Source organism: Acididesulfobacillus acetoxydans (assembly GCF_902729405.1).
GTDB lineage: Bacteria > Bacillota > Desulfitobacteriia > Desulfitobacteriales > Desulfitobacteriaceae > Acididesulfobacillus > Acididesulfobacillus acetoxydans.
Window position 1 is genome coordinate 1,850,815 of record NZ_LR746496.1, and the last position, 22,063, is coordinate 1,872,877.

Sequence of the window (22,063 nt, forward strand, 5' to 3'; positions counted from 1 at the left end):
TGCACTCCATCTTTCAATGCACTGCATCTCTATTGGGGGGAAGCGAGTCTGGTGAGATCATAGGGAAAGTGTGGTGACATAGGTGAATGATTGAATTGCGCAGCGTTTGTAAAGAGTTTGTCAAAGGTATCCGTACATTGGATGATATCTGTCTGCATGTGGCCCGCCATGAATTTGTTGTCTTAATCGGGACATCGGGTTGCGGCAAAACAACTACCATGAAGATGATCAACAAACTGGTGCAACCTACCAGCGGAGAGATTCTTATCGACGGGACAAATATCTCCCAAATCAATGCCATAGAATTGCGCCGGAATATCGGTTACGTCATTCAGGAGATCGGGCTTTTACCGCACATGACGGTGGCCCAAAACATTGCCCTGGTTCCCGAACTCAAGGGTTGGCCGGTCAGAAAGAGAGAAGAGCGGGTTGAGGAGCTTTTGAGCTTAATAGGTCTTGACCCCGCTCTTTACAAGAAGAAAAAGCCGTCGCAGCTGAGCGGGGGGCAGAAACAGAGGGTGGGAGTGGCTAGGGCCTTGGCCGCCGACCCGGAAATCATTCTTATGGATGAGCCTTTTGGAGCATTGGATCCGATCACCAGGATTCAACTTCAAGATGAATTGGTCCGGCTGATCAGGAGAGTCAAGAAAACCATTGTTTTTGTCACACACGATATGGAGGAAGCCGTAAAATTTGCCGACAAGATCGTGATCATGGATGCGGGTCGAATCGTACAGGCAGGTTCAATCCAGGAGATTTTCAAAAATCCCAAAAATGACTTTGTCCGGAACTTCTTCCGCATGCACGATGTCTACAATAAGTTGCGGGCCATGAAAGTCGAAGACGCAGCCGTTCCCGTCCTATTCGACGGGCCGAGACCACAACACGGGATTGATGCCGGGGAACCGTTGAGCCGGGCTTTGGGTGTGATGCTTGAGCGGGGCATCAATTGTCTCTTTGTTCGGGGAACCTCGGAGGAAAACCTTCAGGTAACTTTTGAAAGTATTTATCGCATTACGGGACAATAGGCGGTGACCAGAATGACGTTCGCCGAATATGTGCGCGAGAACCGGGATACTATCGTTCACTTGTTCGTTCAGCATGTGAACATCACGGTCAAAGCAGTATTCTTTTCCATTATTGTCGGTGTTCTAATCGGGGTCCTGATCAGCAAATACGAGAAACTGGCCTGGCCGGTTATCAATGTGGCCAATGTGATTTACACCATTCCCAGTCTAGCCCTTTTTGCCTTAATGATTCCCATTCTGGGTATCGGTAAGTTTCCGGCCATTGTAGCTTTGGTTCTGTATAATCAGATCGTGCTTGTGCGCAATACGTATGTGGGCATTAAGGGCGTGGAAAGTGCGGTGCTGGAATCCGCAGTGGGCATGGGCATGTCGCCCGCCCAGGTGCTCTTCCGGGTGCAATTGCCTTTGGCTTTTCCGGTTATCATGGCGGGTATTCGCACAGCCGCGGTGATTACCGTGGCGACGGCGACAATTGCGGCGACCATCGGGGCGGGTGGCTTGGGTTTGCTCATATTTGGCGGCATATCAAGCTTAAGTACCTTTCAGATTTTGGCGGGTGCCATTCCCACCATGATCCTGGCCAATGCGGCGGATTGGCTGCTGTACGGAGTTGAAGTGCTTGTGCAAAGAAAATGGGGCAGTTGAGGGGGAGGTAAAATGGGCTATGCACAGCTGGAGTTGTGTACTTGGCAGACGGTTGAACAGGTTACGGTTACCTTACTCTTAGCTATTATTGTCGGTGTTTTGTTGGGACTCATCTCTTACAAAGTGAAACCCTTGGAAAAACCCATACTCATCCTCACGAATATTATTCAGACGACTCCGGCTTTTGCCGTCCTGGTTTTGAGTGTGCCTTTTTTGGGTGTGGGCTTTAAACCCGCGATTCTGGCGATGTTGATCGTGTGTATTATGCCGATCTTTCGCAATACCTTTGTCGGATTGAAGAATATCAAGACCGGGATTATCGAGACCTCGGTCGGCATGGGTATGACGGGATGGCAGTGCATTTACAAAGTGGAGTTTCCCCTGGCCATTCCCGTGATTATGGCGGGTATTAAAACGAGTGCGGTTATCTGTGTCGGCATTTCCGTCTTGGCTTCCTATATTGGCGCCGGCGGCCTGGGTTATTTTATCCGCTACGGTTTGTCGCTTAATGATGTCAAAGTGTTGTTGATGGGGGCTGTGCCCAGTTCCCTGTTGGCAATAATGCTCGATGTGCTCCTCGGCAGAGCGGAGCGCGCATTACGGGTCAGGTTTTTTGGTACGTGAGGGAGGTGGTCGCTGCGGATTAGGGTGTTGGTTGGCAAAGCGGGGTTTAGAGAATGATGGGCAAAGCAAGGTTCAGGTGGCAGAGATAAAAAATATGCGAGGGTAGGAAAGTTCGGGGAGGGAGTTTAGGCAGAACGAAGCGGAAAAAAGAAATGGGGGGTTCAAAATGAAGTTTAGGATGCCGGCATTATTGAGCGTCCTTGTGCTCAGCTTGAGTTTAGCTGCCGGCGGTTGCGGTTCGGCGCCAAGTAACGCCAACGGCAATGGTCAGGGGCAAAGCGGAGCGTCGGCAACTCCAGCCAAGAACATGACGATTAAGATCGGTTCAAAGCAATTTACGGAGCAAATGATTTTGGGTCAAATTTTAGCCCAGTTGCTGGAGGCTAATGGCTACAAGGTGAAAACGTATTTCGGTTTAGGGGGAACCAACATAGCTCATCAGGCCTTGGTCAGCGGCAAGATTGACCTCTATCCGGAGTACACGGGCACCGGTTTGGTGGATATTTTAAAAGACCCTCCGCAAAACGATCCGGCGAAGGTTTACGAGACAGTCAAAAAAGCCTACCAAGAGAAATGGAATCTCGATTGGCTTAAGCCTTATGGTTTTGATAACACTTACGCGATCGCTGTGAGCAAAAAGGAAGCGGAAAAAGGGATAACGACCATTTCCGACTTGGCCAAACAGAAGAACGTGCGTATGGCCATGTATCCGGAATTTGAAGGCCGGGAAGACGGCTATAAGGGATTGCAGAAAGTTTACGGCTTAAATATTGCTCCGGCCAACATCAAACACCTGGAAACGGCCGTGGCCTATCAGGCGATTAATTCCGGCAGTATTGATGCGACCGTCTGTTTTTCCACAGACGGACTGCTGAAAAAGTACAATCTCACTGTGCTCAAAGATAACAAAAACTTCTTTCCGCCCTATTATGCGGCTACCGTGGTTCGAGCCGATCTGCTGAAGAAAGATCCGCACATCAAGAGTGTTCTTAACGAACTGGCCGGAAAACTGCCAAACGATGTGATGATGGATCTGAATTACCAAGTGGATGTCCAGCAAAAAAGTCCCGAAGTGGTAGCCAAAGGATTTTTGAAGTCTGCCGGTCTGGTTAAGTAGAATCGGGCAAGCGGTGGGCGCCAAGAGGAAGGTGATAACCGGTAACGGCAGCGGCGTTAAGTCTTGGGTTGTTGCCTTGAGCCGAATTTTCGCTGCAATGACTGAGAAGGGCGGGGTGTAAATGCTCCTGATTATTAACAACTATGTGACCAATGCCGATCTGGGCCTGAGGGAAATGCAGGCCCTGGGCGAGACCTGCCGGGAACTGGCGGGAATTGAGTATAAGGTGCTTCACTTTAGCGAACTCGGCGGGGATGTCACGGCTGCTCTACCCTCGCTGCAGGCCGTCATTTCCGGGGGTTACCGCGATTCCTACGAGAGTTTTGACTTGGACATTTTCGGATCGGAGTTTGAATTGACCTGTGCTCTCAGGGTGCCTTTTCTCGGCATTTGCGGCGGGCACCAGCATTTAGCCTTGGCTTATGGCGGTTCGGTCCGCCGCTGCTATTACGGTAATGAGGAAAAGGGTTTTACGTCCGTTGGGGTTATCAAACAAAGTCGGCTGACCGATGGCCTGCCGGAGGAGTTTCCCGTCTTTCAGTACCACAACTGCGAAATCGCCGAATTGCCGCCGGGTTTTGAGGTTCTGATGCAGAGTCAAAAATGTCGGATCCAGGCGGTTAAACTGAAAGGGAAAGAGGTTTATGGCGTCCAGTTTCACCCAGAACGGTTTGATGCCGAACATTCCGCCGGCAGGACAATTCTAGCGAACTTCTTTCGCCTTCTCACTTAGGAGACAGCGCCACCGCCGGTTTCTTGTCCAGTCAGACCGTACAGCTTCACGGTCTTTAGCGCCAACCGAGTTTTCTTTACTGAGGGTGAGAAAAGAATGCTTCAACACGAAGGGAACCGGATAGTTCATCACCCTATCCTGGGTGAGTGGAAGCCCCGGGCGGGAGTGACGATTTTTTATAACGGACGTCCGATCCTAGCCCAAGAAGGAGACACGATTGCCGCAGCTCTCCTGGCGGCAGGGATTAGCGTCTTGCGTTACACAAAGAAACGCCGGGAACCACGGGGCATCTTCTGTGCCATAGGGCAATGTTCAGACTGTATCATGACGGTTAATGGAGAGCCCAATGTGCGTACGTGTATTACTCCGGTGGAGAATGGAATGAAAGTCTGCAGTGAAGAAAGTCAGTGGAAAGCGGGGGACGATCAGTTCTAGGGGTAGAAGAGAGAGTCCGATGTTTGGGTACGGGCGACCGGCTCCCTCTTGTAGAAGTGGGAGTTTTACTGAGGGGAGCCGCCGAGGAGGGAGGCAGAATTGGGTGACAGAACGGCCAAGGTTGACGTAGCGATTGTCGGAGCCGGTCCGGCCGGTTTATGGGCGGGTATCAGCGCGAGCGGAGCCGGTGCTGTCGTCTCGGTCATAGATGAAAACTTGCGTCCCGGAGGCCAGTTAGTCAAACAAATTCATAAGTTTTTTGGCTCCGCCCAACATCATGCCGGACAAAGGGGAATGGCGATAGCCTCCGGCCTTTATCACCAGGCCGAAGCAGCAGGTTGCAGGTTTAGCTTGAATCGGCGTGTCTACGGAGTCTATGGCCGGGGTCCGTTTCGCTTGGCCATGGCGACGGAGGGGGGAACAGAGTATCTGGACGCTCGCAGTTTGATCCTGGCCACTGGTGCAAGCGAAAATGCCTTGGCTTTCCCCGGCTGGACCTTGCCGGGAGTGATGACTGCCGGTGCAATTCAGACGCTGGTTAATCTGCAGCGCGTAGTACCCGGGCACAGGGTCTTGATGATCGGCGCCGGGAATGTGGGACTCATTGTTTCCTATCAACTTCTGCTGGCTGGGATTTCCGTGGCCGCGGTGGTCGACAGTAAGCCGGATGTGGGGGGATATTGGGTTCACGCTGCCAAACTGGCTAAAGCGGGCGTTCCCCTTTTGACCGGACACACGATCCTTGGGGTACGGGGAGAGGAAAGAGTGAGGTCGGCTCTGGTGAAGGACCTTCGCTCTCCCCGGCAACCGGTCGAGATAGCGGTGGATACGGTTTGTCTGGCTGTGGGGATGACACCGTCCGTCCGCTTGGTCTCCTTACTCGGCGGACATCTAGTCTTTGAGGGCGGGAAAGGCGGTTTTGTTCCTGCCGGAGGAGAGACGGTCAGCGGCATTCCGGGATTGTTTGCTGCCGGGGATGCCTCTGGTGTGGCAGAGGCCTCAATTGCCATGGAAGAAGGAAAAATGGCAGGCATTTGCGCCAGCCGTTATTTGGGACTGATTTCAGAGAAAGAAGAGCAAGAGAAATCACGCGGGATCCGAGAGACGCTGGCAGAACTGCGTCAGCCCGTAAGGCCCGTCCGGGAAGAGTTCTCGCCGTCTCTGTCCCTTTTCTCATCTCCGGTCAGGCGTGTGATCATGGAGTGCCCCCAGGAGATCCCCTGCAACCCCTGTGAGAAAAATTGCCCCCGAGGAGCGATCAAAATCGGTCGGCCCATAACGAATAGGCCTCAGGTGGATCATGCCTTATGCAGTGGCTGCGGTAACTGTGTGGCAGTCTGCCCGGGCATGGCGTGTTATTTGCTGGAGTATGATCGCGGGGGTGAGAAAGCGAAATTGTCGTTTGCCTATGAGGGATGGCCGCTTGTCCATCGTGGGGATTGGGTTATGGCCGTGGCCGGGGATGGGCGGAAACTGGGACGGGTCCAAGTAGAAAAAGTGAAAAGCCTAAAAGCCTACAGTGCCACTTCGGTGGTAACAGTGGCAGCCGGGCCGGAGTTGGCCCCATATATCCGGGGTATGGCCAGGGGGGAAAATGGGTGAAGGAAACGTGGGATGTGGTCGTTGTCGGTGCCGGTATGGTCGGCCTGGCCGTGGCCTATGAACTGAGCCGGCGGAATTTGCGTGTCGCTTTGCTGGATAAGGGCGGCCTGGGGCAGGGTGCCTCTGCCGCTAACTGCGGTTTAGTGCTGGCATCTGACGCTGAGCCGGGACTTAGTCGAGACCTGACGCTGGAGGGTTTCCGTCTCCTATCGACGCTGTCTGCTCGCTTGGGATATGACTTTGAATTTGAACAAAAAACGTTTTTGCAGGCGCTCATCAGCGAAACCGAACTGGCCGAAGCGGAAGAGATGCTAAACGGTCCCCTGTCTAAACCCCTGCATTTCAGGCTCTTGACTCCGGAAGAAAGTAGGCGTTACGAGCCTTATCTGGACACGAAGGACGCCCTGGCCGTATTCCACAGTTTGCAGGCGGTGGTCAACCCCCTTCAGTTATTGTTTGCCTATTATCGGGCCGCACGGCGCCAAGGTGTAACGTGGTTTCCCAAAACAGAAGTTCGGGGTTTTTCCGATTACGGCAATGCACAGGTCGCCGTGCAAACTGAGAGGGGAGAGTTTAAAGCGCGCAAGGTAATAGTGGCGGCGGGTGCCTGGAGTGCAAAACTCCTTTCCCCCTTGCCAGTGGAGCTCCCTATGGCTTTCATTCAGGGAGAAGCGATGGTGACAGAAGCGCTGCCTTCTTTACTCAGCTGCTGTACGGGACTTTTCACTTCGGATCGGATCGATCTTGAGAAAGCCTTAGGTGCAGACTTGCTTGCCGGTAAGCAAAGTGGGCTAGAAGAAACCAGCTGCCTTGAACTGGATGTCAGGCAAATGCAAGGCGGCAATTTGCTCATCGGTCAGAAGACAGACTACAATTCCGCATACCGGGATACGGTTTCATGGAATGGCATGGGTCTCATGGCCGGGCAGGTGCTGAGGTGGTTTCCGACACTGCGGGCTGTCCGTGTGTTGCGCACCTGGGTGAGTCCGGTAGCGTTTACGCCGGACCATCAGCCCTTGCTCGGTCCCCTTCCCCATTTTGAGAATATTTTTCTGGCTACCGGTTTTAAGAGTACTATCGTGTTGACGCCTATTGTAGCCGAATTAGCGGCGGATTGGGCTTGTGACGCGAACATGCCGTATGACCTGGGGGAATTTCGGCCGGCAAGATTTGGAGAGGAGTGATTATGAAAGATGGTTGAAAAAGATCTTGTCAAAGATGTTGTTATTTGCCGTTGCGAAGAGGTTACCCGGGCCGAGATCGGGCAGGTGATCAGGGAGGGACTGTGGGATATAGACGAAATCAGAAAGTTTTCCCGGGCAGGTATGGGGCTATGCCAAGGCAGGACCTGCCAGAAATTACTCTGTCAAGTGGTAAAGGAGGAATTGGGGGGAGATCCTTTGGAACTGGGGGCCGATCTCTTGGACCGGTTGCCGAAAGAGCGTCCGCCGCTCGGGGCGACAAAACTGGGCGAACTGGTACCTTGTTCGGAGGGTTGACCAACAAAGAAACAACTTAGGAAGAGGAGGACAAAGACATGAATGCGACAGAACAATATTTGGCAAAGAGAGACAAGTACCTCATGGCCCAGGCCCGGCACCAACTCTACCGGAAGCCCCTGATTGTGGAAAGAGGCTCGATGGAGTACCTTTATGACATTGAGGGTCGGGAATATCTCGACTGTTTCAGCGGGATTTTGGTGACCAATTGCGGCCATTGCAACCCTGAAATCAACGCCGCGGCCAGAGAACAGTTGGATAAACTCCAACACACCTCTACCTTCTTTTTGACCAGACCCATGCTTGACTTGGCGGAGAAATTGGCGGAAATCACTCCGGAAGGGCTTGTGCGCAGTTTCTTTGTCAATTCCGGCAGTGAAGCGGTTGACGGTGCCATCTTGCTGGCCCGTAAATATACGGGCAGCAAAACGATTATTCCTGTAAAGATGGCTTATCACGGCCGGACACAGCTGGCCAGTTCCTGTACAAACATCAGTATTTATAGTGACGAAGAACCGGGCAGTGAAGTGCTTAATATCCGCTTCGGTTACAACGGCTATTGCTATCGCTGCCCTTTCCAGGCTAAATACCCCGAGTGCGGACTAAAATGTGCCCATGCTGTGGAAGAATTAATCCGGCAGTCGCCGGAGAAACAGATTGCCGCTATTTTGGTAGAACCGATTCAAGGTGTAGGCGGTGTGATCACTCCCCCGCCCGGTTACTTGGAGGTCCTTGAGCACATTGCCCACTATTACGGCGGTTTACTTATCATAGATGAAGTCCAGTCAGGGTTGGGTCGAACCGGCCGCATGTTTGCTACGAGTGAGAGCGGTGTCTCCGCGGACATTCTTTGCCTGGGAAAAGGCCTGGCCAACGGATTGCCCTTGGCTGCTTACATTGCCAAAGACGGAATCGGTGAAAGCATTGACTACCCGACTTTCAGCACTTTTGGCGGCAATCCTCTCAGCAGTGCCACGGCCTTAGCCACCATCGACTATCTCATCGAACACCGTTTAGCGGAAAAAGCCGAAAGAGCAGGGGAACGATTTCGGCAGGGTCTGGAGGAAATTGCCCGCGAGAGTCGCTGGGTAGGGGAAGTCAGAGGAAGAGGATTGTTCCTGGCTATGGAGCTTGTGCGGGAGCCGGGGTCCAAAGAACCGGCGACGGAGGAAACTCTGGCGATTATCAACGAATGCAAAGAGAATGGCCTGATAGTAGGTAAGTCAGGGCCATTTACCAATGTGCTGAGGGTGGGGCCGGCGCTCACCATTACGGACGAGCAGATTGATCAGGCTTTGGCGATTTTGCGCCGCGCGTTTAAAACCGTGGAAGAAAAGATGGGGGTTCGTTAACCATGGCCCGGATATTGGGGATTAGCGGCAGCCCGCGCAAAGCGGCGACGTACTACTGCGTGGAAGAAGCCCTGGCGGAGGTGCGCCGGCACGGGATCGAGGTGGAGTTCTTTGCCTTAGCCGGCAAACAATTCAGCCTTTGTATTCATTGTGACCGGTGTCTGAAGGCCAATAGCCTGGAGTGCGTGCGCTCACAGGACGATTTAAGCGGCTGGGCAACAAAATTCCTTGAGTTTGACGGCTATATCATCGGCTCACCGGTATACGACATGAACATTAGTGCCCAACTTCAGGGTTTCTTTAACCGGATGCGGGCTAACTGGCTTATACTGGAAAAGAACCCGGACTTTTATGCCCGAAAATTCGGCGGTGCGATCGCTGTGGGGGGAACACGGCACGGCGGGCAGGAGTTAGTGTTAAATGCACTGAATAACTATTATCTCTCCTTAGGTATTAAAGTAGTCAGTGCCGGAGCGCAGGCCTATAACGGTGCCGCCGTCTGGTCCAAAGACCGGAGGGCGGAAGGGGTAAAAGAAGACCATATCGGCGTGGAATCCGTACGCGCCATCGGCCGGGCAGTGGCTTTGGCTGTAAAAAATGAAGTGCGTGAGCATTGAGGGAGTTGTAGGACTAAATGTTGCCTGTACAGAATGCACCGCTTTACACAAAGGTAGCGGAAAGATTGGTGGAACTGATAAAAGGGGGGGTTTGGCCGGACAATGTTTTGCCTGCGGAAGAGCAATTGGGAAAAACGCTGGGAGTGAGTAAACCGACGCTCCGGGAGGCGTTGGCCGAACTTACCTCGCAAGGAATCATTGCCAAAAAACACGGTTTAGGCAACATTGTTATCCCTAGTGCCTTAAAAGCGAGATTCCGCTTTGATTTGAAATTGGATTTTATTGACATGCTCAGCACGGAAGGATATGAGGTCTCTCTCTTCCAATCATATCACCGTTTTGAAGATTCGGCCCAGGAGGCGGTTTCACCAGGGACCCACCTTGTTTATGACGAGTTCGTGATGGCTGATAAGCACCCCGCTATCAAGCTGACCATGCGCATTCCCCGCAATCTTCTCAATAGAGAAGTGCAGCCAAATCTCCGGATCGGTAACATGTTTTCCTTTATTTTTGACTATACCGGCGAGGTTATTAATCACTCTGTCGTCAACATCGTTCCAGCCTTGGCCGGGGCGAGTTTGAGCCGAATATTTGGTATCGGTCAAGAAGAGCCGGTTGTTTCCTGGCGGGAGATATTTCATAATATGCAAGACAAAAAACTTTGTTTTACGCGCATTTATTTCAACCCTAAGATCATGAAGCTTACTATGTTGAGGAAAGGTTCTTACCCCCACGAAACGGGATGCCCGGTTTTTGTCTGCACCGATTTAGAGGAAGCCGTGCTGGAGGCTGCCCACTCGGAAAATTGAGGTGAGTGCCATGAAAATCCTGATAAAGAATACCACGATCGTGACCGTCAATCCGGCGCGGGAGGTGCTAGCGGACGCCGCCCTTGTGGTTGAAGGAAATAAGATAGCCGACTTGGGCCCTTCTGTCTCCCTCGAGAAAATACATGCAAACGTGGATGTGGAAATTGATGCCAAGGGTAAGATTGTCTTTCCCGGTTTGGTGAATACTCATACGCATTTGTTCCAGCAGTTACTCAAAGGCTTGAGTGATGACCGCCAGGTGGCACAATGGTTCAGTCAAATGACAGCCCCCTGTGCCGAACGCTTAACGGCCGAGAATGTTTATGTGGCGGCCTTGGCCGGATGCATGGAGACAGTGCGCAGCGGGGTAACGACCTTGGTTGATTTTATGTATGCCCACCCTCAGCCCGAGCTTTCTGATGCCGTGATCCAGGCCTTTAAGGAGTTGGGTATCAGGGGAATTTTGGCCAGGGGCGTAATGACCGCGGGGGGAAAGTACGGAGTGTCAGCGCCTTTGCGCGAAGAATTGCCTGCGGTGAAACGTGATGTGGAACGGTTGTTCAAAAAGTTTCACCAATCATCTAATCGGAGAGTACGGATTTGGCTCGCTCCCTCCACGGTTTGGACGAATACAGTGGATAGCCTCAGGGCGATGTGGTATTTGGCTCAGAACAATGACTCCGGCATGACCGTGCATATATCCGAATCTCAATTTGACCGCGAGGTTGCGCGGGAGATCTATGGATTGTCCGATATTGCCGTTTTGGAGTCTTTGGGGATTGCGGGAGCTAACCTCCTCTTGGTTCACTGTGTGCACCCGGATGCACGGGAGCTGCGTTTTATGAAATACCATGATATCAAGGTGTCCCATAACCCGGTGAGCAATATGTATCTGTCCTCCGGAGCGGCACCTATAGGCAAAATGCTCGAGATGGGTTTAACCGTGAGCTTGGCTACGGATGGACCGGCGAGCAATAACACCATGGATATGTTGGAAGTTTTGAAAGGCACAGCGCTCTTGCAGAAAGTGACCACGCATGATCCGACGGTCATCACAGCGGAAAGGGTCTTGGAGATGGCTACGATCGAGGGAGCCAAGGCACTGGGAATGGAAAATGAGGTGGGCTCTCTGGAGATAGGTAAAAAGGCGGACTTATTTCTTTTCAACCCGCGGCTCTCCCTGAAAGCGATACCTATGCATAACCCGGTGTCAACCCTTGTTTACTCTTCCTCCTACAACAACATAGAAATCGTTATGATTGATGGCAATATTGTTTTGGAGGGAGGGAAGTTTTCCAGAGTTAATGAAGAAGAAGTGATTGGTCGCTGCCAGCGGCAGGCGGAGCAGTTGCGCGCCGAAGTGGCGGCCAGAGTTCCACATCTTAAGGAAAGACCATGGCGGAGTGTGGCATTTTGACATGGTCAAACTGTTGAGTATTCAACCCTTTGTGCAAGGTGTGGCTGAAGCAATTGCCACCGCCTTGAAGTTGGAGGTCGAGATCGTTGATCGTGAGCTGCTGAGGGTGGCGGGGACAGGAAGGCTGCGCTCCCAAGTGGGTGTCAAGCAAAAGAGAGGATTTGTCAACCGCTTCGTTCTTAAGTCAGGCCAACTGTTTCTCATCAGCGATCCGGGAGAGCATTTAATCTGTACGGCTTGTGAGCTGAAAGGAAATTGCTTTTATACAGCGGGGGTTTTCTGTCCCATCGTTGTCGACGGCACCAGTATCGGATTAATTAGTTTGGTCAGCTTTTCCGCGGACCAGCGGACAAGGCTCCTCACGAATTTTAATGATTTGGAGGGGTTTTTGATGAAGATGGCAGAATTATTGGCAGGTAAAAGCAAAGAGGAAGAAATCGTCCGCAGTCTGTTGATTACATCCAATCAGATGCAGACGATTGTCAGTTCTATCCAAGACGGAATTGTTGCCGTTGACCAAACGGGGGTTGTGAGGAATTGCAATCCGGCGGCCCTGCGCGTGCTAAAGACGACGGCGGAAAGCGTGGTGGGCCGGCGGGTGCAGGAGATACTGCCGGAATTTTTGGTCTGTCGGGTTCTTAAGTACAATGAAGAGTTTGTCGAGCAGATCGTTGTCCATCCCTGGGGCAAAAGGCGGCTGCGGCTGTTGAGCAGTGCTTTTCCGGTTTTGGTCAAGGGTAAATTAGTTGGAGCGGTCGAATCTTTTCGCCCTGTGGCAGATCTGCAGAGGGTTGCTTCCCGGATTAGCGAAGGCGAGGTGAGGATGGGTTTCTCTGATATTTTGGGTGAGAGTATTCAACTCAAGCAGTTGAAGGAAAAAGCGCACAAAGTGGCTGTGGGTGAGTCCACGGTCCTGATTGAAGGGGAGAGCGGCACCGGTAAAGAACTGTTTGCCCAGGCAATTCATACCGCCAGTTCCCGAGCGGGCAGGGCATTTGTGGCTATAAATTGTTGTGCGATTCCGGACAACCTCTTAGAGAGTGAGCTTTTTGGCTATGAAGAGGGAGCGTTTACAGGGGCTAAACACGGGGGTAAACCGGGAAAGTTTGAACTAGCCAATGGCGGAAGCATTTTCCTCGATGAAATCGGTGAGATGCCTTTGTACTTGCAGGGGAAACTTCTGAGGGTTCTCCAAGAGAGAAAGCTGGAGAGAGTAGGAGGAGTGCGCAGTATTGACCTGGACGTACGGGTGATTGCCGCCACAAACAAAGACCTCAGCGAGATGGTGGCAGAAGGGGAATTCCGCGAAGATCTTTATTACCGTTTACAGGTCATACCTCTCCAACTCCCGCCTTTACGCGAACGCAAGGAAGATATTCCGCTTTTGTTAGAGTATTTCCTGGCTCGTTTCAACCGCTTGTTGGGTAAAGAGTTCAAGGGTTTTGCCCCGGACAGTTTGGCCTTACTTCGCGGATATTCCTGGCCCGGAAATATCAGGGAATTACAGAATTCTGTCGAATATGCATGCAATATGGAAACGGCGGCTTTCATCACCGCGGAGAGTTTGCCACTTAAAATCAGGCAGTTCCCCCGGCGGGTTGACAGCAGCCTCTCCGTCGGGATGCGCCTGCGCCAAAAAATGAAAGAGGTAGAACACCAAGTCCTGGCAGAGGCTCTGGAATATTTCGGATCATCGGCCCAAGGCAAGGAAAAGATAGCCGAAGTGCTGGGTATCAGCCGGGCAACTATCTACCGTAAGCTTAAGGAGCACAAGCTCGGTTAGTTATTTGGTTCGCCCCAGCTTAATTGAATTGTTTCACCGCAACGGAGGGAAGCCCGAAGGCCCGCGGCAGTGAGTTCGAGTCCCTTGATCCCCCGGCTGACGTTCACAAGATCTTCTTCGGCCAACTCCCGAATAAGCCGGCGCGCCTTGGCCTCCGTAATACCCAATTTGGCGGCGAGCGAACGCCGTCCAATGGGTTCTCCTGCTTTCGCTGCCTTGGCGATCAGACCGAGAGCATTATTGAGCAGGGCGTTTGTGCTTCGGTCCCGCGCCTCTGGCGGAAGCGAATTTTTGCTGTTGCGGATGACTCCGGCAGGAAGAAGCTGGAGATCAGGGGGAGAGTCCGGACTGATGTTGACGAGATACTCGACGACATTGTGTAGTTCCCGGATATTGCCGGGCCAGTCATAGGTGAAGAAGAGAGAGCTTACCAGAGAGAAATATTCGTTCGGCCGCAGGGGAGGTTTGCCTTTAAAATAACGGAGATAGAAGTCCTTGGCAATCGTCATGACATCCTCTCGTCGTTCTCTCAGCGGGGGCAGGAAAAGAGGAAGGACGTTCAGGCGATAGAAAAGATCCTGCCGGAAGCGCCCCGCCATGGTCAGTTCGCGCAGGACTTTATTGGTGGCGGCGATAATGCGGACGTCAACCGGTATAATTTTAGATCCGCCGATGCGGCGTACTTGTTTTTCCTGCAGGACCCGGAGGAGCTTGACCTGAAAGCTCAGCGGCGCTTCGCCGATTTCGTCGAGAAAAAGGGTGCCTTTATGGGCTTGTTCAAAGAGCCCCGGGGCGCCTTCTTTTTTTGCCCCGGTAAAAGCTCCTTCCACATAACCGAAGAGTTCGCTTTCCCAGAGGTTTTCCGGTAGGGCTGCGACATTGACCGCGACAAAAGGCCATTTCCGCCTGGGACCGGCATTATGAATACTTTGGGCGAAAAGTTCTTTGCCTGTGCCGCTCTCCCCCTGAATGAGGACCGGAGATTCAGACTGGGCAAGCCTGTGCGCCAAAGCCTTCACTTGGTTCACGGCCGCACTTGCCCCTAATATGTTTTTGAAAGAGTAATGAGCGAGATGCTGTTGAGCGACCACTTTGCGGCGCAATTCCCCCTCCAGACGCTCTATCTCGGTGACGTCCTTCAGAGTAAGCACTTGACCCCGGAAACCGTCTCTCTCCAAAGGCGAACGGCTGACCATCAGATGCCTGTTGTTTAAGCGGGTGAAGTGTTCGCCTGCCTGGGCCTGTTTGGTCCACAGGGAAAGAATCTCTTGCGGCAGGCTTTTGTCTTGCAAACTTAGGCCGATAGCGCGCTCACCGGATATACCGAGAATCTCTCCGGCCACACTGTTGAAAACGGAAATCCGGCCGTCCCCGTCCCAAGCCAGAATTCCGTCGTGTACGGTATTGAGGATCGTCTCCAGCTGACTTTTCATCAGCTTATTCTGGTCAGCCATACTCTTGGTTTCTTTAATGAGCTCGATCATGTCGCGTAGGTATTTAGCCGAGAGGAGGTTGGCTCGCTCGTCGGCCAGACCCAGAAACTTTAGGATTTCAAAGAGAGTCGTGAAGTCCATACCCCGGGTTTGAATGTCGATGATCTCTTCAACAAAGCCGGGGACGAGTTCGATCTCGCCGGGGGTTACCGCTGTTTTCAAACGGGGAAAACTTGTGGCTTCCGGGGCGTAAGGAAAATAGTTTAAATGATCGATGCCTAAAGCCTTGAGCAGTGAGATGGTTTCCTCGGCAGTGAAGAGATAGTCATTGACGAGCAGGACGTCGCTGCCCGCCGGGATGTTTAGAAGCTTACCGATTTCGTGATGGTTGACGGAACGCCGGGCGATAATCTTGGGAGACTTGGGATCAAGATAAGGTTTGGCCAGAGCATAACAAGCCTGACTGGAGAAGACCAGCAGGTCGTCGGCTATGTGCTCTTCTGTCAGGGCGTCGAGGTAAAGCGTCCGGATTTCACAACGTGTGCCCAGGAGATCGTTCAGTTGGTTGAACAGAGCCTCCGAGGTCGCCTTTCCTTTGGCAACCAGGGTGACACTTGCCATTCTGTTTCACCTCACAGCGCAGGGATAAAGGGATATAAAGGGATATAAAGGGATATAAAGGGATAAGAACACCCTCCCTTTGATCCTAGAAGGACGAGGAAGAAAAAGCAAGGAAAACTTTTCCGGATGGATCCCCTGCCAGGCGGGAGGAGCGAAAATGCCCGCCAAAAGCGGCGTTGCGGGGGAAAGGAGCGAGCGGCCGGTGAAAGTGGAATCAGCAAAATGTTCTATAATTAGGCAGGAACGGACGCCACTGTATTGGCACAGGTATTGCATTACAGATCAGGGGAAAGGGGTAAGGAGGATATGCAGCGAAGCAGGGAAGAGCAGCAGCCGCTATTTACCATTCTCAAAGGCGGCCACAGGTTTACACCAGAAGACGCGGGTGTTGGGGATGTGGTTTTGGCGGCCGGCACAATAAGCAATTTGGCGGAGGACATTGCCGCGGCGCCGGCCTACGGTGCGGTAGAAGTGCTCGATGTCAGGGGCAAATACGTAGTTCCGGGTTTTGTTGATCAACATGTTCACATACTTGGCGGGGGTGGGGAAGGGGGCTATACGACACGCACACCGGAGGTGATGTTGAGTCAATTGACCGAGGCGGGGATTACGACTGTCGTGGGCTGCTTGGGTACGGACGGCACGACCAGGCACGTTTCCTCCCTCTTAGCCAAAGCTCGCGCTCTGGAGGAGGAAGGGGTGACAACGTACATCTATACCGGGGCATACGAGGTGCCGGCGCCGACGATCACGGAGAATGTGCGCAATGATCTGATCCTCATTGACAAAGTCATCGGTTGTGGAGAAGTAGCAATTGCCGATCATCGCTCGGCTCAGCCCGGCAAGGAGGATCTAAAGAAGCTGGCAGCCCAATGCCGGGTCGGCGGGCTTCTAAGCGGCAAAGCCGGGGTTTTGCACTTGCATGTAGGGGGCAGCCGCCAGGGGTTAAAGCATCTGTTTGAAATTTTGGACGAGGGGGAGATACCGGTCAGCCAGTTTACGCCCACGCACATAAACCGCAGCCAGGCAGTTTTAGAGGAGGGGATTGTTTTTGCCCGGCGCGGCGGCATGATAGATTTTACCACGAGTGCCAAACCGGCAGCGGTAGACGGGAGCAGGCTGAAGGCAGCCCGCGCGGTACGCTTCTGCCTGGAGAAAGGGGTGGGAATCGGCAGCATGACCCTCAGTTCGGACGGGAACGGCAGTCTGCCGCTCTTCAATGAACACGGCCAAACAGTGGGACTGGCAGTGGGCGAACCTGTTTCGCTGCACCGGGAATTCAGGGATATGGTGGTGAGTGAAAACCTGGGACTTGAGGCTAGCCTTAGGGTAGTCACGGTAAACCCGGCACGCTCCCTCAGGCTTTTTCCGAGCAAGGGGGTTCTGAGAGTGGGTGCCGATGCCGACATTCTCATTTTAAATGAAGAGTTAGAGATAGAATACGTCTTCGCCCGGGGTCGCTGCCTGGTGCGCCAAGGTCGGGCGGTGGTCAAGGGAACTTTCGAAAGGAGCTGAAGAGAATGCCCGATATTGCTTGGGTCAATGGGCAGATCAGTGAGATTGGCCGGGCAAAGGTGCCGTTGTTGGACCGGGGCTACTTGTTCGGGGATGGGGTTTACGAAGTGCTGCGCGTCTACCGGGGGCGGCCTTTCGCGCTGGACGAGCATATGGAACGGTTGGCAGACAGTTTGGCCGGGGTTAGGATAAACTATCCTCTTGTGTCTGAACGTCTTCGGACTCTCATTGACGAATTGGTTGCTCAGGCCGGCTATGCCGAGGCATCTGTCTATTTGCAAATTACCCGGGGTGCGAGTGTCCGTCAACACGCTTTTCCCGCCGGTTGTGAGCCGAGTCTGGTGCTCACTGTTACTAAAACTCAGCAGCCGGAACGGGGGCAGCAGGAGGGGGGAGTAGGAGTCATCACAGTACCGGATGATCGCTGGGCCCACTGTCATATCAAAAGTGTTAATCTCTTGCCCAATGTTCTGGCCAAACAAAAGGCCCGAGAGGCAGGAGCGTTTGAAGCGGTCTTTGTCCGAGCGGGAAACCGGATCAGTGAAGGGTCGAGCAGTAATATCTTTGCGGTTAAGGATGGCGTGATGGTCACCCCTCCTCTGGACGGACATATTCTGCCCGGGGTTACGCGCCGGATGGTTCTAAGTATCGCGCGGCAAGAAGGATTTCCCGTTCGGGAAGAGGACCTTCCGCTCGAATTTCTTCGGCAAGCCGAGGAAGTATTTCTCACGGGCACGACGATCGAGGTCCTGCCTGTGACGAAAATCGGTGGCACTCCCTTGGGGTCGGGGATTCCCGGTCCGGTAACCCGTGCTATCTTCCAAGCGTTTACCCGGAAGACTGAGAGCCAAAGCTGAAACCAAGCTCACCGGTTCTAAAGGAACTCGTTCAACTAAAGTTGAACATCGGAGCTTTGTCGGCGATAGTCTCCAGTGACGTTAGTCTCCAGACTATCGCCGAAGCCGCACGCTTACGCAGAATGACCCAACGGCTGAGGATGACTATCGCCGAAGGCTGGGTCTAGCCTCACCGAAGAAAGTACTAAGTACCGCTTCCGCTTCTGGAAGCGGGAGTCTCATGATCGGATGAGTTCGTTTTCGTTTGGCTTTGCGATCATGTAATTATTATTAAAGAGGGGGAGAGCAAGTGGCTAAGAAAGGTATGATGCTTGTACTCGCGGCCTTGTTCAGTCTAAGTTTGGTATTGTCCGGCTGCGGCAGCTCCGGCAACACAGCGGCGAGTGTGCAAGCCGTCCAGAAACACGGCAAGAATATTACGGTGGCTGTTCAAGACAACTTTGTCAGTATGGATCCCGGTGATACCAACGATACCCTTTCTTTTTCGGCGGAAAAGACGATGATGGAGGGACTGATTGGTTTTGACCGGGAGATGAAAATGGTTCCGGTCCTGGCCACGAGCTGGCAGGTCAGTCCCGATGCCAAGGAATACACTTTTCACTTACGCCACGGGGTCATTTTTTCGGACGGGACGCCTTTCAACGCGGAAGCCGTAAAAGTTAACATTGACCGCCTGTCGGACCCCAAGAGCACCCTGAAGCGCCACAGTCTTTTCGCCATGGTGGATAAGACAGTGGTGGTTGATAACTATACGGTCAAGGTAATTCTCAAACAGCCCTTTGGGGCGATGTTGAACAACTTTGCCCATCCCGCAGCTTTGATGGTCAGTCCTAAAGCTTTGCAAAAGTATGGTAAGGATATCGCCCGTCATCCGGTCGGTACGGGTGAATACATGCTGAAAGAATGGGTACAAGGGGACCATCTCACCGTTGTCAAGAACCCGCATTACTGGCGCCAAGGGTATCCCAAGTTGGATAGCATTACTTTTCGGTCTGTACCGGAAAACGGTTCACGTATTGCGATGCTGAAAACCGGAGAGGCAGACTTTATTTACCCCGTGCCCCCGGAAGACGTCCAAGCGATGAGCGGCGCTAATGGGATCACCGTGCAACACAAACCGAGCATTATTGTCGACTATATTTCAATGAACACGATGAAAAAACCCTTTAACGATTCCCGAGTGCGTCAAGCGCTTAATTATGCCATTGACAAGAATGCCTTTATCAAAGTAGTCTACAGCGGCCTTGCTGAGCCCATGACTTCCGAGATTGCCCAGAATGTTCAATTCTTCAGTCCCCAGCAGCCCTACAAATACGATTTGGCCAAAGCGAAAGAACTTCTGAAAGCAGCCGGCTACCCGAACGGATTCGACACTACCATCTGGTCGAACAACAATTCCACCTACATTAAAGCCACTCAGTTTATCCAACAACAACTCGCCCAAGTGGGTATAAAGGTCAAAATTGAAAACATGGAATCCGGAACCATGGATACTAAGATTTGGAGTGTTCAAAATCCGCAGGATGCCAAAATTCAGCTCTATTTCGGTGGTTGGTCTCCCTCAACCGGAGACGCGGATTGGGGTATTCGCCCCCTCCTTGGCAAAGACATGCTTCCGCCCAAAGGTTATAATACCGCCTATTACCAAAATAGTGTGGTCAATAACGAAATCCAGCAGGCGATCCAAACTGCCGACCCGGCACAGCGCAAAGCGGCCTATGACCAAATCCAAAAAGCGATTTGGCAAGATGCTCCTTGGGTTTTTCTGGATACACGGGACAATATCTATGGTTTTAGGAATTACTTGAAAGACGCTTATCTCTTGCCCGACGGCTCTCTCGATATACAGAACGCCCAAATTGTCCGATAGCCTGGCAGACAGGCCATCACTCCGACTGAGCGTGGAAGGGGTGCTAGGCCACCCCTTCCACCTGACATTAAAGCCGCGCTTGTACGCAAAACAGCGGGAAAATATTGGAGATCCCTTCGGGGGATGAAGAGAGGTCGGGGTTCGTGATGGCCATTGTGAATAAAGCGTTGGACAGGGGGAGAAGAAATGCTCAAATTCATTGTGCGCAGACTACTCGGCATGATCCCCATTCTTTTTGTTGTTTCCGTTCTGATCTTTTCTTTTGTCCGCATGATTCCGGGAGATCCGGCCAGACTGGCGGCCGGTCCTGATGCTTCGTATCAGGACATCCAGGCGGTACGAGCGAAACTGGGTTTGGATAAACCCATGGTTACACAATACCTAATTTATGTTAAGGGACTGCTCCACGGTAATCTGGGGACCTCTCTTAAGAGCGGCCGTCCGGTGACCAAGGTGATTGGCAGCCGTTTTATGGCCACCTTCTGGTTAACCGTCGCCAGCATGGCTTGGGCTTTTGTGATCGGACTTTTCATTGGGGTGCTGTCAGCGGTAAAACGCAATAAATGGCAGGATTACGCCGGCATGTTCAGTGCCGTCTCCGGCATCAGTTTGCCTGCTTTTTGGCTCGGCCTTATGTTGATTCAGGTTTTTTCCGTACAACTGGGTTGGCTGCCGACGGGGGGGTTTGCATCCTGGCAAAGCCTCATTTTACCTTCCCTGACCCTGGGTTCGGGGGTGGCGGCAGTGATTGCCCGTTTTACCCGTTCCAGCCTAATGGAAGTTCTCAAGGAGGATTATACTCGGACGGCGCGCGCTAAGGGCCTGCCCCCTAATGTCATCGTCTGGAAGCATGCCTTACGCAATGCGCTCGTTCCGGTTGTCACTATGACCGGCCTCCAATTTGGTTTTCTCCTTGGTGGTTCTGTAGTGGTAGAAACGGTTTTCAGTTGGCCGGGGCTCGGCCGTTTGCTGATTGATTCGGTTGCGTTTCGCGATTATCCCACAATTCAGGGGGAGATGCTGCTATTCGCTTTGGAATTCATTCTCATCAATCTTGTAGTCGATGTTTTATATGCCCTGCTGAATCCGCAGATTCGTCTGGAATAGGGAGGGGGGTTGATATGCCTCAATCGTTCGAAAAGCCGGCCCATGGTTCCGGACCGCCGACCCTTGCCGGAGCAGGCGGGCAGGCAGTGGAGCCATCGGCGGCCGAGTTGCCTGTGGCTAGAGATGGTTTCCAGACTGAACTCACCGTCTCTTCCCCGTTTACCGAGTTCTGGAAGAAGTTTCGCAAACAGAAACTGGCTATGGCGGCAGCCGCTTTCATTATTTTGCTCTTAGTTATTGCCTTAATCGGGCCTTCAATTGCCCCTTATCGGATGGACCAGCCGGACTATAATAACATGCTGGCCGGGCCATCGTTACAGCACTTGTGCGGTACGGATGAATTCGGCCGGGACATTTTCAGCCGCATCCTGGCGGGAACGCGCATTTCCCTCTGGGTTGGCCTCTCCTCGGTGGCGGTGGGGGCTGTCATCGGAACGATTCTCGGATTAATCAGCGGTTACTACGGCAAATGGGTCGATGCTATGATCATGCGGATTTCCGATGTCCTTCTCGCTTTTCCCGGAATATTGCTGGCGATTGGTATCATTGCCATTCTCGGCCCGGGGCTGAACAATGTCATTATCGCGGTGGCCATTTTCGGTATTCCCATTTTTGCCCGTATCGTGCGCAGCAGTACCCTAGCTTTGAAGAGTACGGTTTATGTCGAAGCGGCTCGTTCTCTGGGCGCCCGTAATAGAAGGCTAATCTGGAAGCACATTTTTCCCGGTACGGCTTCCACTGTGATTGTATATTTCACCATGCGTATCGGTACGGCTATTCTGACCGCGGCCAGTTTGAGTTTTCTTGGTCTGGGGGCGCAGCCGCCCACACCGGAATGGGGAGCGATGCTGAGCAGTGGACGAGACTATCTGACACAGGCACCTCATGTCGCCTTTTTTCCGGGAATGGCCATTTTCCTCACTGTTTTGGCCTTTAACCTCTTCGGCGACGGTTTGCGCGATGCTTTGGATCCGAAAATCAAAGGCTAGGGGGAGGAGG

At 52.7% G+C, this 22,063-nt stretch carries 20 protein-coding genes; 19 read left to right on the plus strand and 1 reads right to left on the minus strand.

Annotation, left to right across the window (positions count from 1 at the left end):
• Positions 1-86: 86 nt before the first annotated feature.
• From MNU25_RS08175 to MNU25_RS08240, 14 genes are all read left to right on the plus strand, one after another.
• Positions 87-1,028 (plus strand): ABC transporter ATP-binding protein, encoded by a 942-nt coding sequence (locus MNU25_RS08175; RefSeq protein ID WP_240984612.1) that lies wholly within the window; start codon positions 87-89, stop codon positions 1,026-1,028.
• Positions 1,029-1,040: 12 nt separating this feature from the next.
• Positions 1,041-1,673: an ABC transporter permease gene (locus tag MNU25_RS08180; RefSeq protein ID WP_240984613.1), complete on the plus strand. Its 633-nt coding sequence runs from the start codon at positions 1,041-1,043 to the stop codon at positions 1,671-1,673.
• A 12-nt stretch (positions 1,674-1,685) separates the two neighbouring features.
• Positions 1,686-2,297 (plus strand): ABC transporter permease, encoded by a 612-nt coding sequence (locus MNU25_RS08185; protein WP_240984614.1) that lies wholly within the window; start codon positions 1,686-1,688, stop codon positions 2,295-2,297.
• Between the two features lie 166 nt (positions 2,298-2,463).
• Positions 2,464-3,414, plus strand: coding sequence for an ABC transporter substrate-binding protein (locus MNU25_RS08190; protein ID WP_240984615.1), 951 nt, complete (start codon positions 2,464-2,466; stop codon positions 3,412-3,414).
• A 121-nt stretch (positions 3,415-3,535) separates the two neighbouring features.
• A complete protein-coding gene (locus MNU25_RS08195) occupies positions 3,536-4,147 on the plus strand; it encodes a type 1 glutamine amidotransferase (protein ID WP_240984616.1) in 612 nt (203 codons plus the stop codon).
• A 96-nt stretch (positions 4,148-4,243) separates the two neighbouring features.
• A complete protein-coding gene (locus tag MNU25_RS08200; RefSeq protein ID WP_240984617.1) occupies positions 4,244-4,582 on the plus strand; it encodes a (2Fe-2S)-binding protein in 339 nt (112 codons plus the stop codon).
• Between the two features lie 99 nt (positions 4,583-4,681).
• Positions 4,682-6,184 (plus strand): NAD(P)/FAD-dependent oxidoreductase, encoded by a 1,503-nt coding sequence (locus MNU25_RS08205; RefSeq protein ID WP_240984618.1) that lies wholly within the window; start codon positions 4,682-4,684, stop codon positions 6,182-6,184.
• Positions 6,181-7,368, plus strand: coding sequence for an NAD(P)/FAD-dependent oxidoreductase (locus tag MNU25_RS08210; protein ID WP_240984619.1), 1,188 nt, complete (start codon positions 6,181-6,183; stop codon positions 7,366-7,368). Before MNU25_RS08205 ends, MNU25_RS08210 begins: the two co-directional genes overlap by 4 nt.
• Positions 7,369-7,377: 9 nt before the next feature.
• Positions 7,378-7,683 carry a (2Fe-2S)-binding protein gene (locus tag MNU25_RS08215; protein WP_240984620.1) on the plus strand — a complete coding sequence of 102 codons (306 nt, stop codon included), beginning with the start codon at positions 7,378-7,380 and terminating at the stop codon, positions 7,681-7,683.
• Between the two features lie 38 nt (positions 7,684-7,721).
• Positions 7,722-9,035, plus strand: a complete 1,314-nt coding sequence (locus tag MNU25_RS08220; RefSeq protein WP_240984621.1) for an aspartate aminotransferase family protein — start codon at positions 7,722-7,724, stop codon at positions 9,033-9,035.
• A 2-nt stretch (positions 9,036-9,037) separates the two neighbouring features.
• Positions 9,038-9,652 (plus strand): flavodoxin family protein, encoded by a 615-nt coding sequence (locus tag MNU25_RS08225; RefSeq protein WP_240984622.1) that lies wholly within the window; start codon positions 9,038-9,040, stop codon positions 9,650-9,652.
• Positions 9,653-9,669: 17 nt separating this feature from the next.
• Positions 9,670-10,461 carry a GntR family transcriptional regulator gene (locus MNU25_RS08230; RefSeq protein WP_240984623.1) on the plus strand — a complete coding sequence of 264 codons (792 nt, stop codon included), beginning with the start codon at positions 9,670-9,672 and terminating at the stop codon, positions 10,459-10,461.
• A gap of 10 nt (positions 10,462-10,471) precedes the next feature.
• Positions 10,472-11,878 carry an amidohydrolase family protein gene (locus tag MNU25_RS08235; RefSeq protein ID WP_240984624.1) on the plus strand — a complete coding sequence of 469 codons (1,407 nt, stop codon included), beginning with the start codon at positions 10,472-10,474 and terminating at the stop codon, positions 11,876-11,878.
• A gap of 1 nt (position 11,879) precedes the next feature.
• Positions 11,880-13,661, plus strand: a complete 1,782-nt coding sequence (locus MNU25_RS08240) for a sigma-54 interaction domain-containing protein (RefSeq protein ID WP_240984625.1) — start codon at positions 11,880-11,882, stop codon at positions 13,659-13,661.
• Here MNU25_RS08240 and MNU25_RS08245 read toward each other — a convergent pair.
• Positions 13,658-15,715 (minus strand): sigma-54 interaction domain-containing protein, encoded by a 2,058-nt coding sequence (locus MNU25_RS08245; protein ID WP_240984626.1) that lies wholly within the window; start codon positions 15,713-15,715, stop codon positions 13,658-13,660. The two genes, MNU25_RS08240 and MNU25_RS08245, sit on opposite strands and share 4 nt — an antisense overlap.
• 306 nt (positions 15,716-16,021) lie before the next feature.
• Here MNU25_RS08245 and iadA point away from each other — a divergent pair, with 306 nt between their 5' ends.
• The 5 genes from iadA to MNU25_RS08270 all read left to right on the plus strand — a co-directional run bounded on the left by iadA (position 16,022) and on the right by MNU25_RS08270 (position 22,053).
• Positions 16,022-17,230, plus strand: coding sequence for a beta-aspartyl-peptidase (gene iadA, locus MNU25_RS08250; protein ID WP_240984627.1), 1,209 nt, complete (start codon positions 16,022-16,024; stop codon positions 17,228-17,230).
• A gap of 5 nt (positions 17,231-17,235) precedes the next feature.
• Entirely contained in the window at positions 17,236-18,087 is an 852-nt protein-coding gene (gene dat, locus MNU25_RS08255; protein ID WP_240984628.1) for a D-amino-acid transaminase, read from the plus strand.
• Between the two features lie 289 nt (positions 18,088-18,376).
• The gene (locus MNU25_RS08260; RefSeq protein ID WP_240984629.1) at positions 18,377-19,957 is read left to right on the plus strand and encodes a glutathione ABC transporter substrate-binding protein; all 1,581 of its coding nucleotides are present in this window, start codon (positions 18,377-18,379) and stop codon (positions 19,955-19,957) included.
• Positions 19,958-20,143: 186 nt separating this feature from the next.
• The gene (gene gsiC / locus MNU25_RS08265) at positions 20,144-21,064 is read left to right on the plus strand and encodes a glutathione ABC transporter permease GsiC (protein WP_240984630.1); all 921 of its coding nucleotides are present in this window, start codon (positions 20,144-20,146) and stop codon (positions 21,062-21,064) included.
• 14 nt (positions 21,065-21,078) lie between these two features.
• Positions 21,079-22,053 carry an ABC transporter permease subunit gene (locus MNU25_RS08270; RefSeq protein ID WP_338077729.1) on the plus strand — a complete coding sequence of 325 codons (975 nt, stop codon included), beginning with the start codon at positions 21,079-21,081 and terminating at the stop codon, positions 22,051-22,053.
• The last annotated feature ends 10 nt before the right edge of the window (positions 22,054-22,063 follow it).

Coding starts and splice junctions, on each gene's coding strand:
- MNU25_RS08175 (WP_240984612.1), top strand. CDS start 87: ATGATTGAATTGCGCAGCGTTTGTAAAGAGTTTGTCAAAGGTATCCGT.
- MNU25_RS08180 (WP_240984613.1), top strand. CDS start 1,041: ATGACGTTCGCCGAATATGTGCGCGAGAACCGGGATACTATCGTTCAC.
- MNU25_RS08185 (WP_240984614.1), top strand. CDS start 1,686: ATGGGCTATGCACAGCTGGAGTTGTGTACTTGGCAGACGGTTGAACAG.
- MNU25_RS08190 (WP_240984615.1), top strand. CDS start 2,464: ATGAAGTTTAGGATGCCGGCATTATTGAGCGTCCTTGTGCTCAGCTTG.
- MNU25_RS08195 (WP_240984616.1), top strand. CDS start 3,536: ATGCTCCTGATTATTAACAACTATGTGACCAATGCCGATCTGGGCCTG.
- MNU25_RS08200 (WP_240984617.1), top strand. CDS start 4,244: ATGCTTCAACACGAAGGGAACCGGATAGTTCATCACCCTATCCTGGGT.
- MNU25_RS08215 (WP_240984620.1), top strand. CDS start 7,378: ATGGTTGAAAAAGATCTTGTCAAAGATGTTGTTATTTGCCGTTGCGAA.
- MNU25_RS08220 (WP_240984621.1), top strand. CDS start 7,722: ATGAATGCGACAGAACAATATTTGGCAAAGAGAGACAAGTACCTCATG.
- MNU25_RS08225 (WP_240984622.1), top strand. CDS start 9,038: ATGGCCCGGATATTGGGGATTAGCGGCAGCCCGCGCAAAGCGGCGACG.
- MNU25_RS08230 (WP_240984623.1), top strand. CDS start 9,670: ATGTTGCCTGTACAGAATGCACCGCTTTACACAAAGGTAGCGGAAAGA.
- MNU25_RS08235 (WP_240984624.1), top strand. CDS start 10,472: ATGAAAATCCTGATAAAGAATACCACGATCGTGACCGTCAATCCGGCG.
- MNU25_RS08240 (WP_240984625.1), top strand. CDS start 11,880: ATGGTCAAACTGTTGAGTATTCAACCCTTTGTGCAAGGTGTGGCTGAA.
- MNU25_RS08245 (WP_240984626.1), bottom strand. CDS start 15,715: ATGGCAAGTGTCACCCTGGTTGCCAAAGGAAAGGCGACCTCGGAGGCT.
- iadA (WP_240984627.1), top strand. CDS start 16,022: ATGCAGCGAAGCAGGGAAGAGCAGCAGCCGCTATTTACCATTCTCAAA.
- dat (WP_240984628.1), top strand. CDS start 17,236: ATGCCCGATATTGCTTGGGTCAATGGGCAGATCAGTGAGATTGGCCGG.
- gsiC (WP_240984630.1), top strand. CDS start 20,144: ATGCTCAAATTCATTGTGCGCAGACTACTCGGCATGATCCCCATTCTT.
- MNU25_RS08270 (WP_338077729.1), top strand. CDS start 21,079: ATGCCTCAATCGTTCGAAAAGCCGGCCCATGGTTCCGGACCGCCGACC.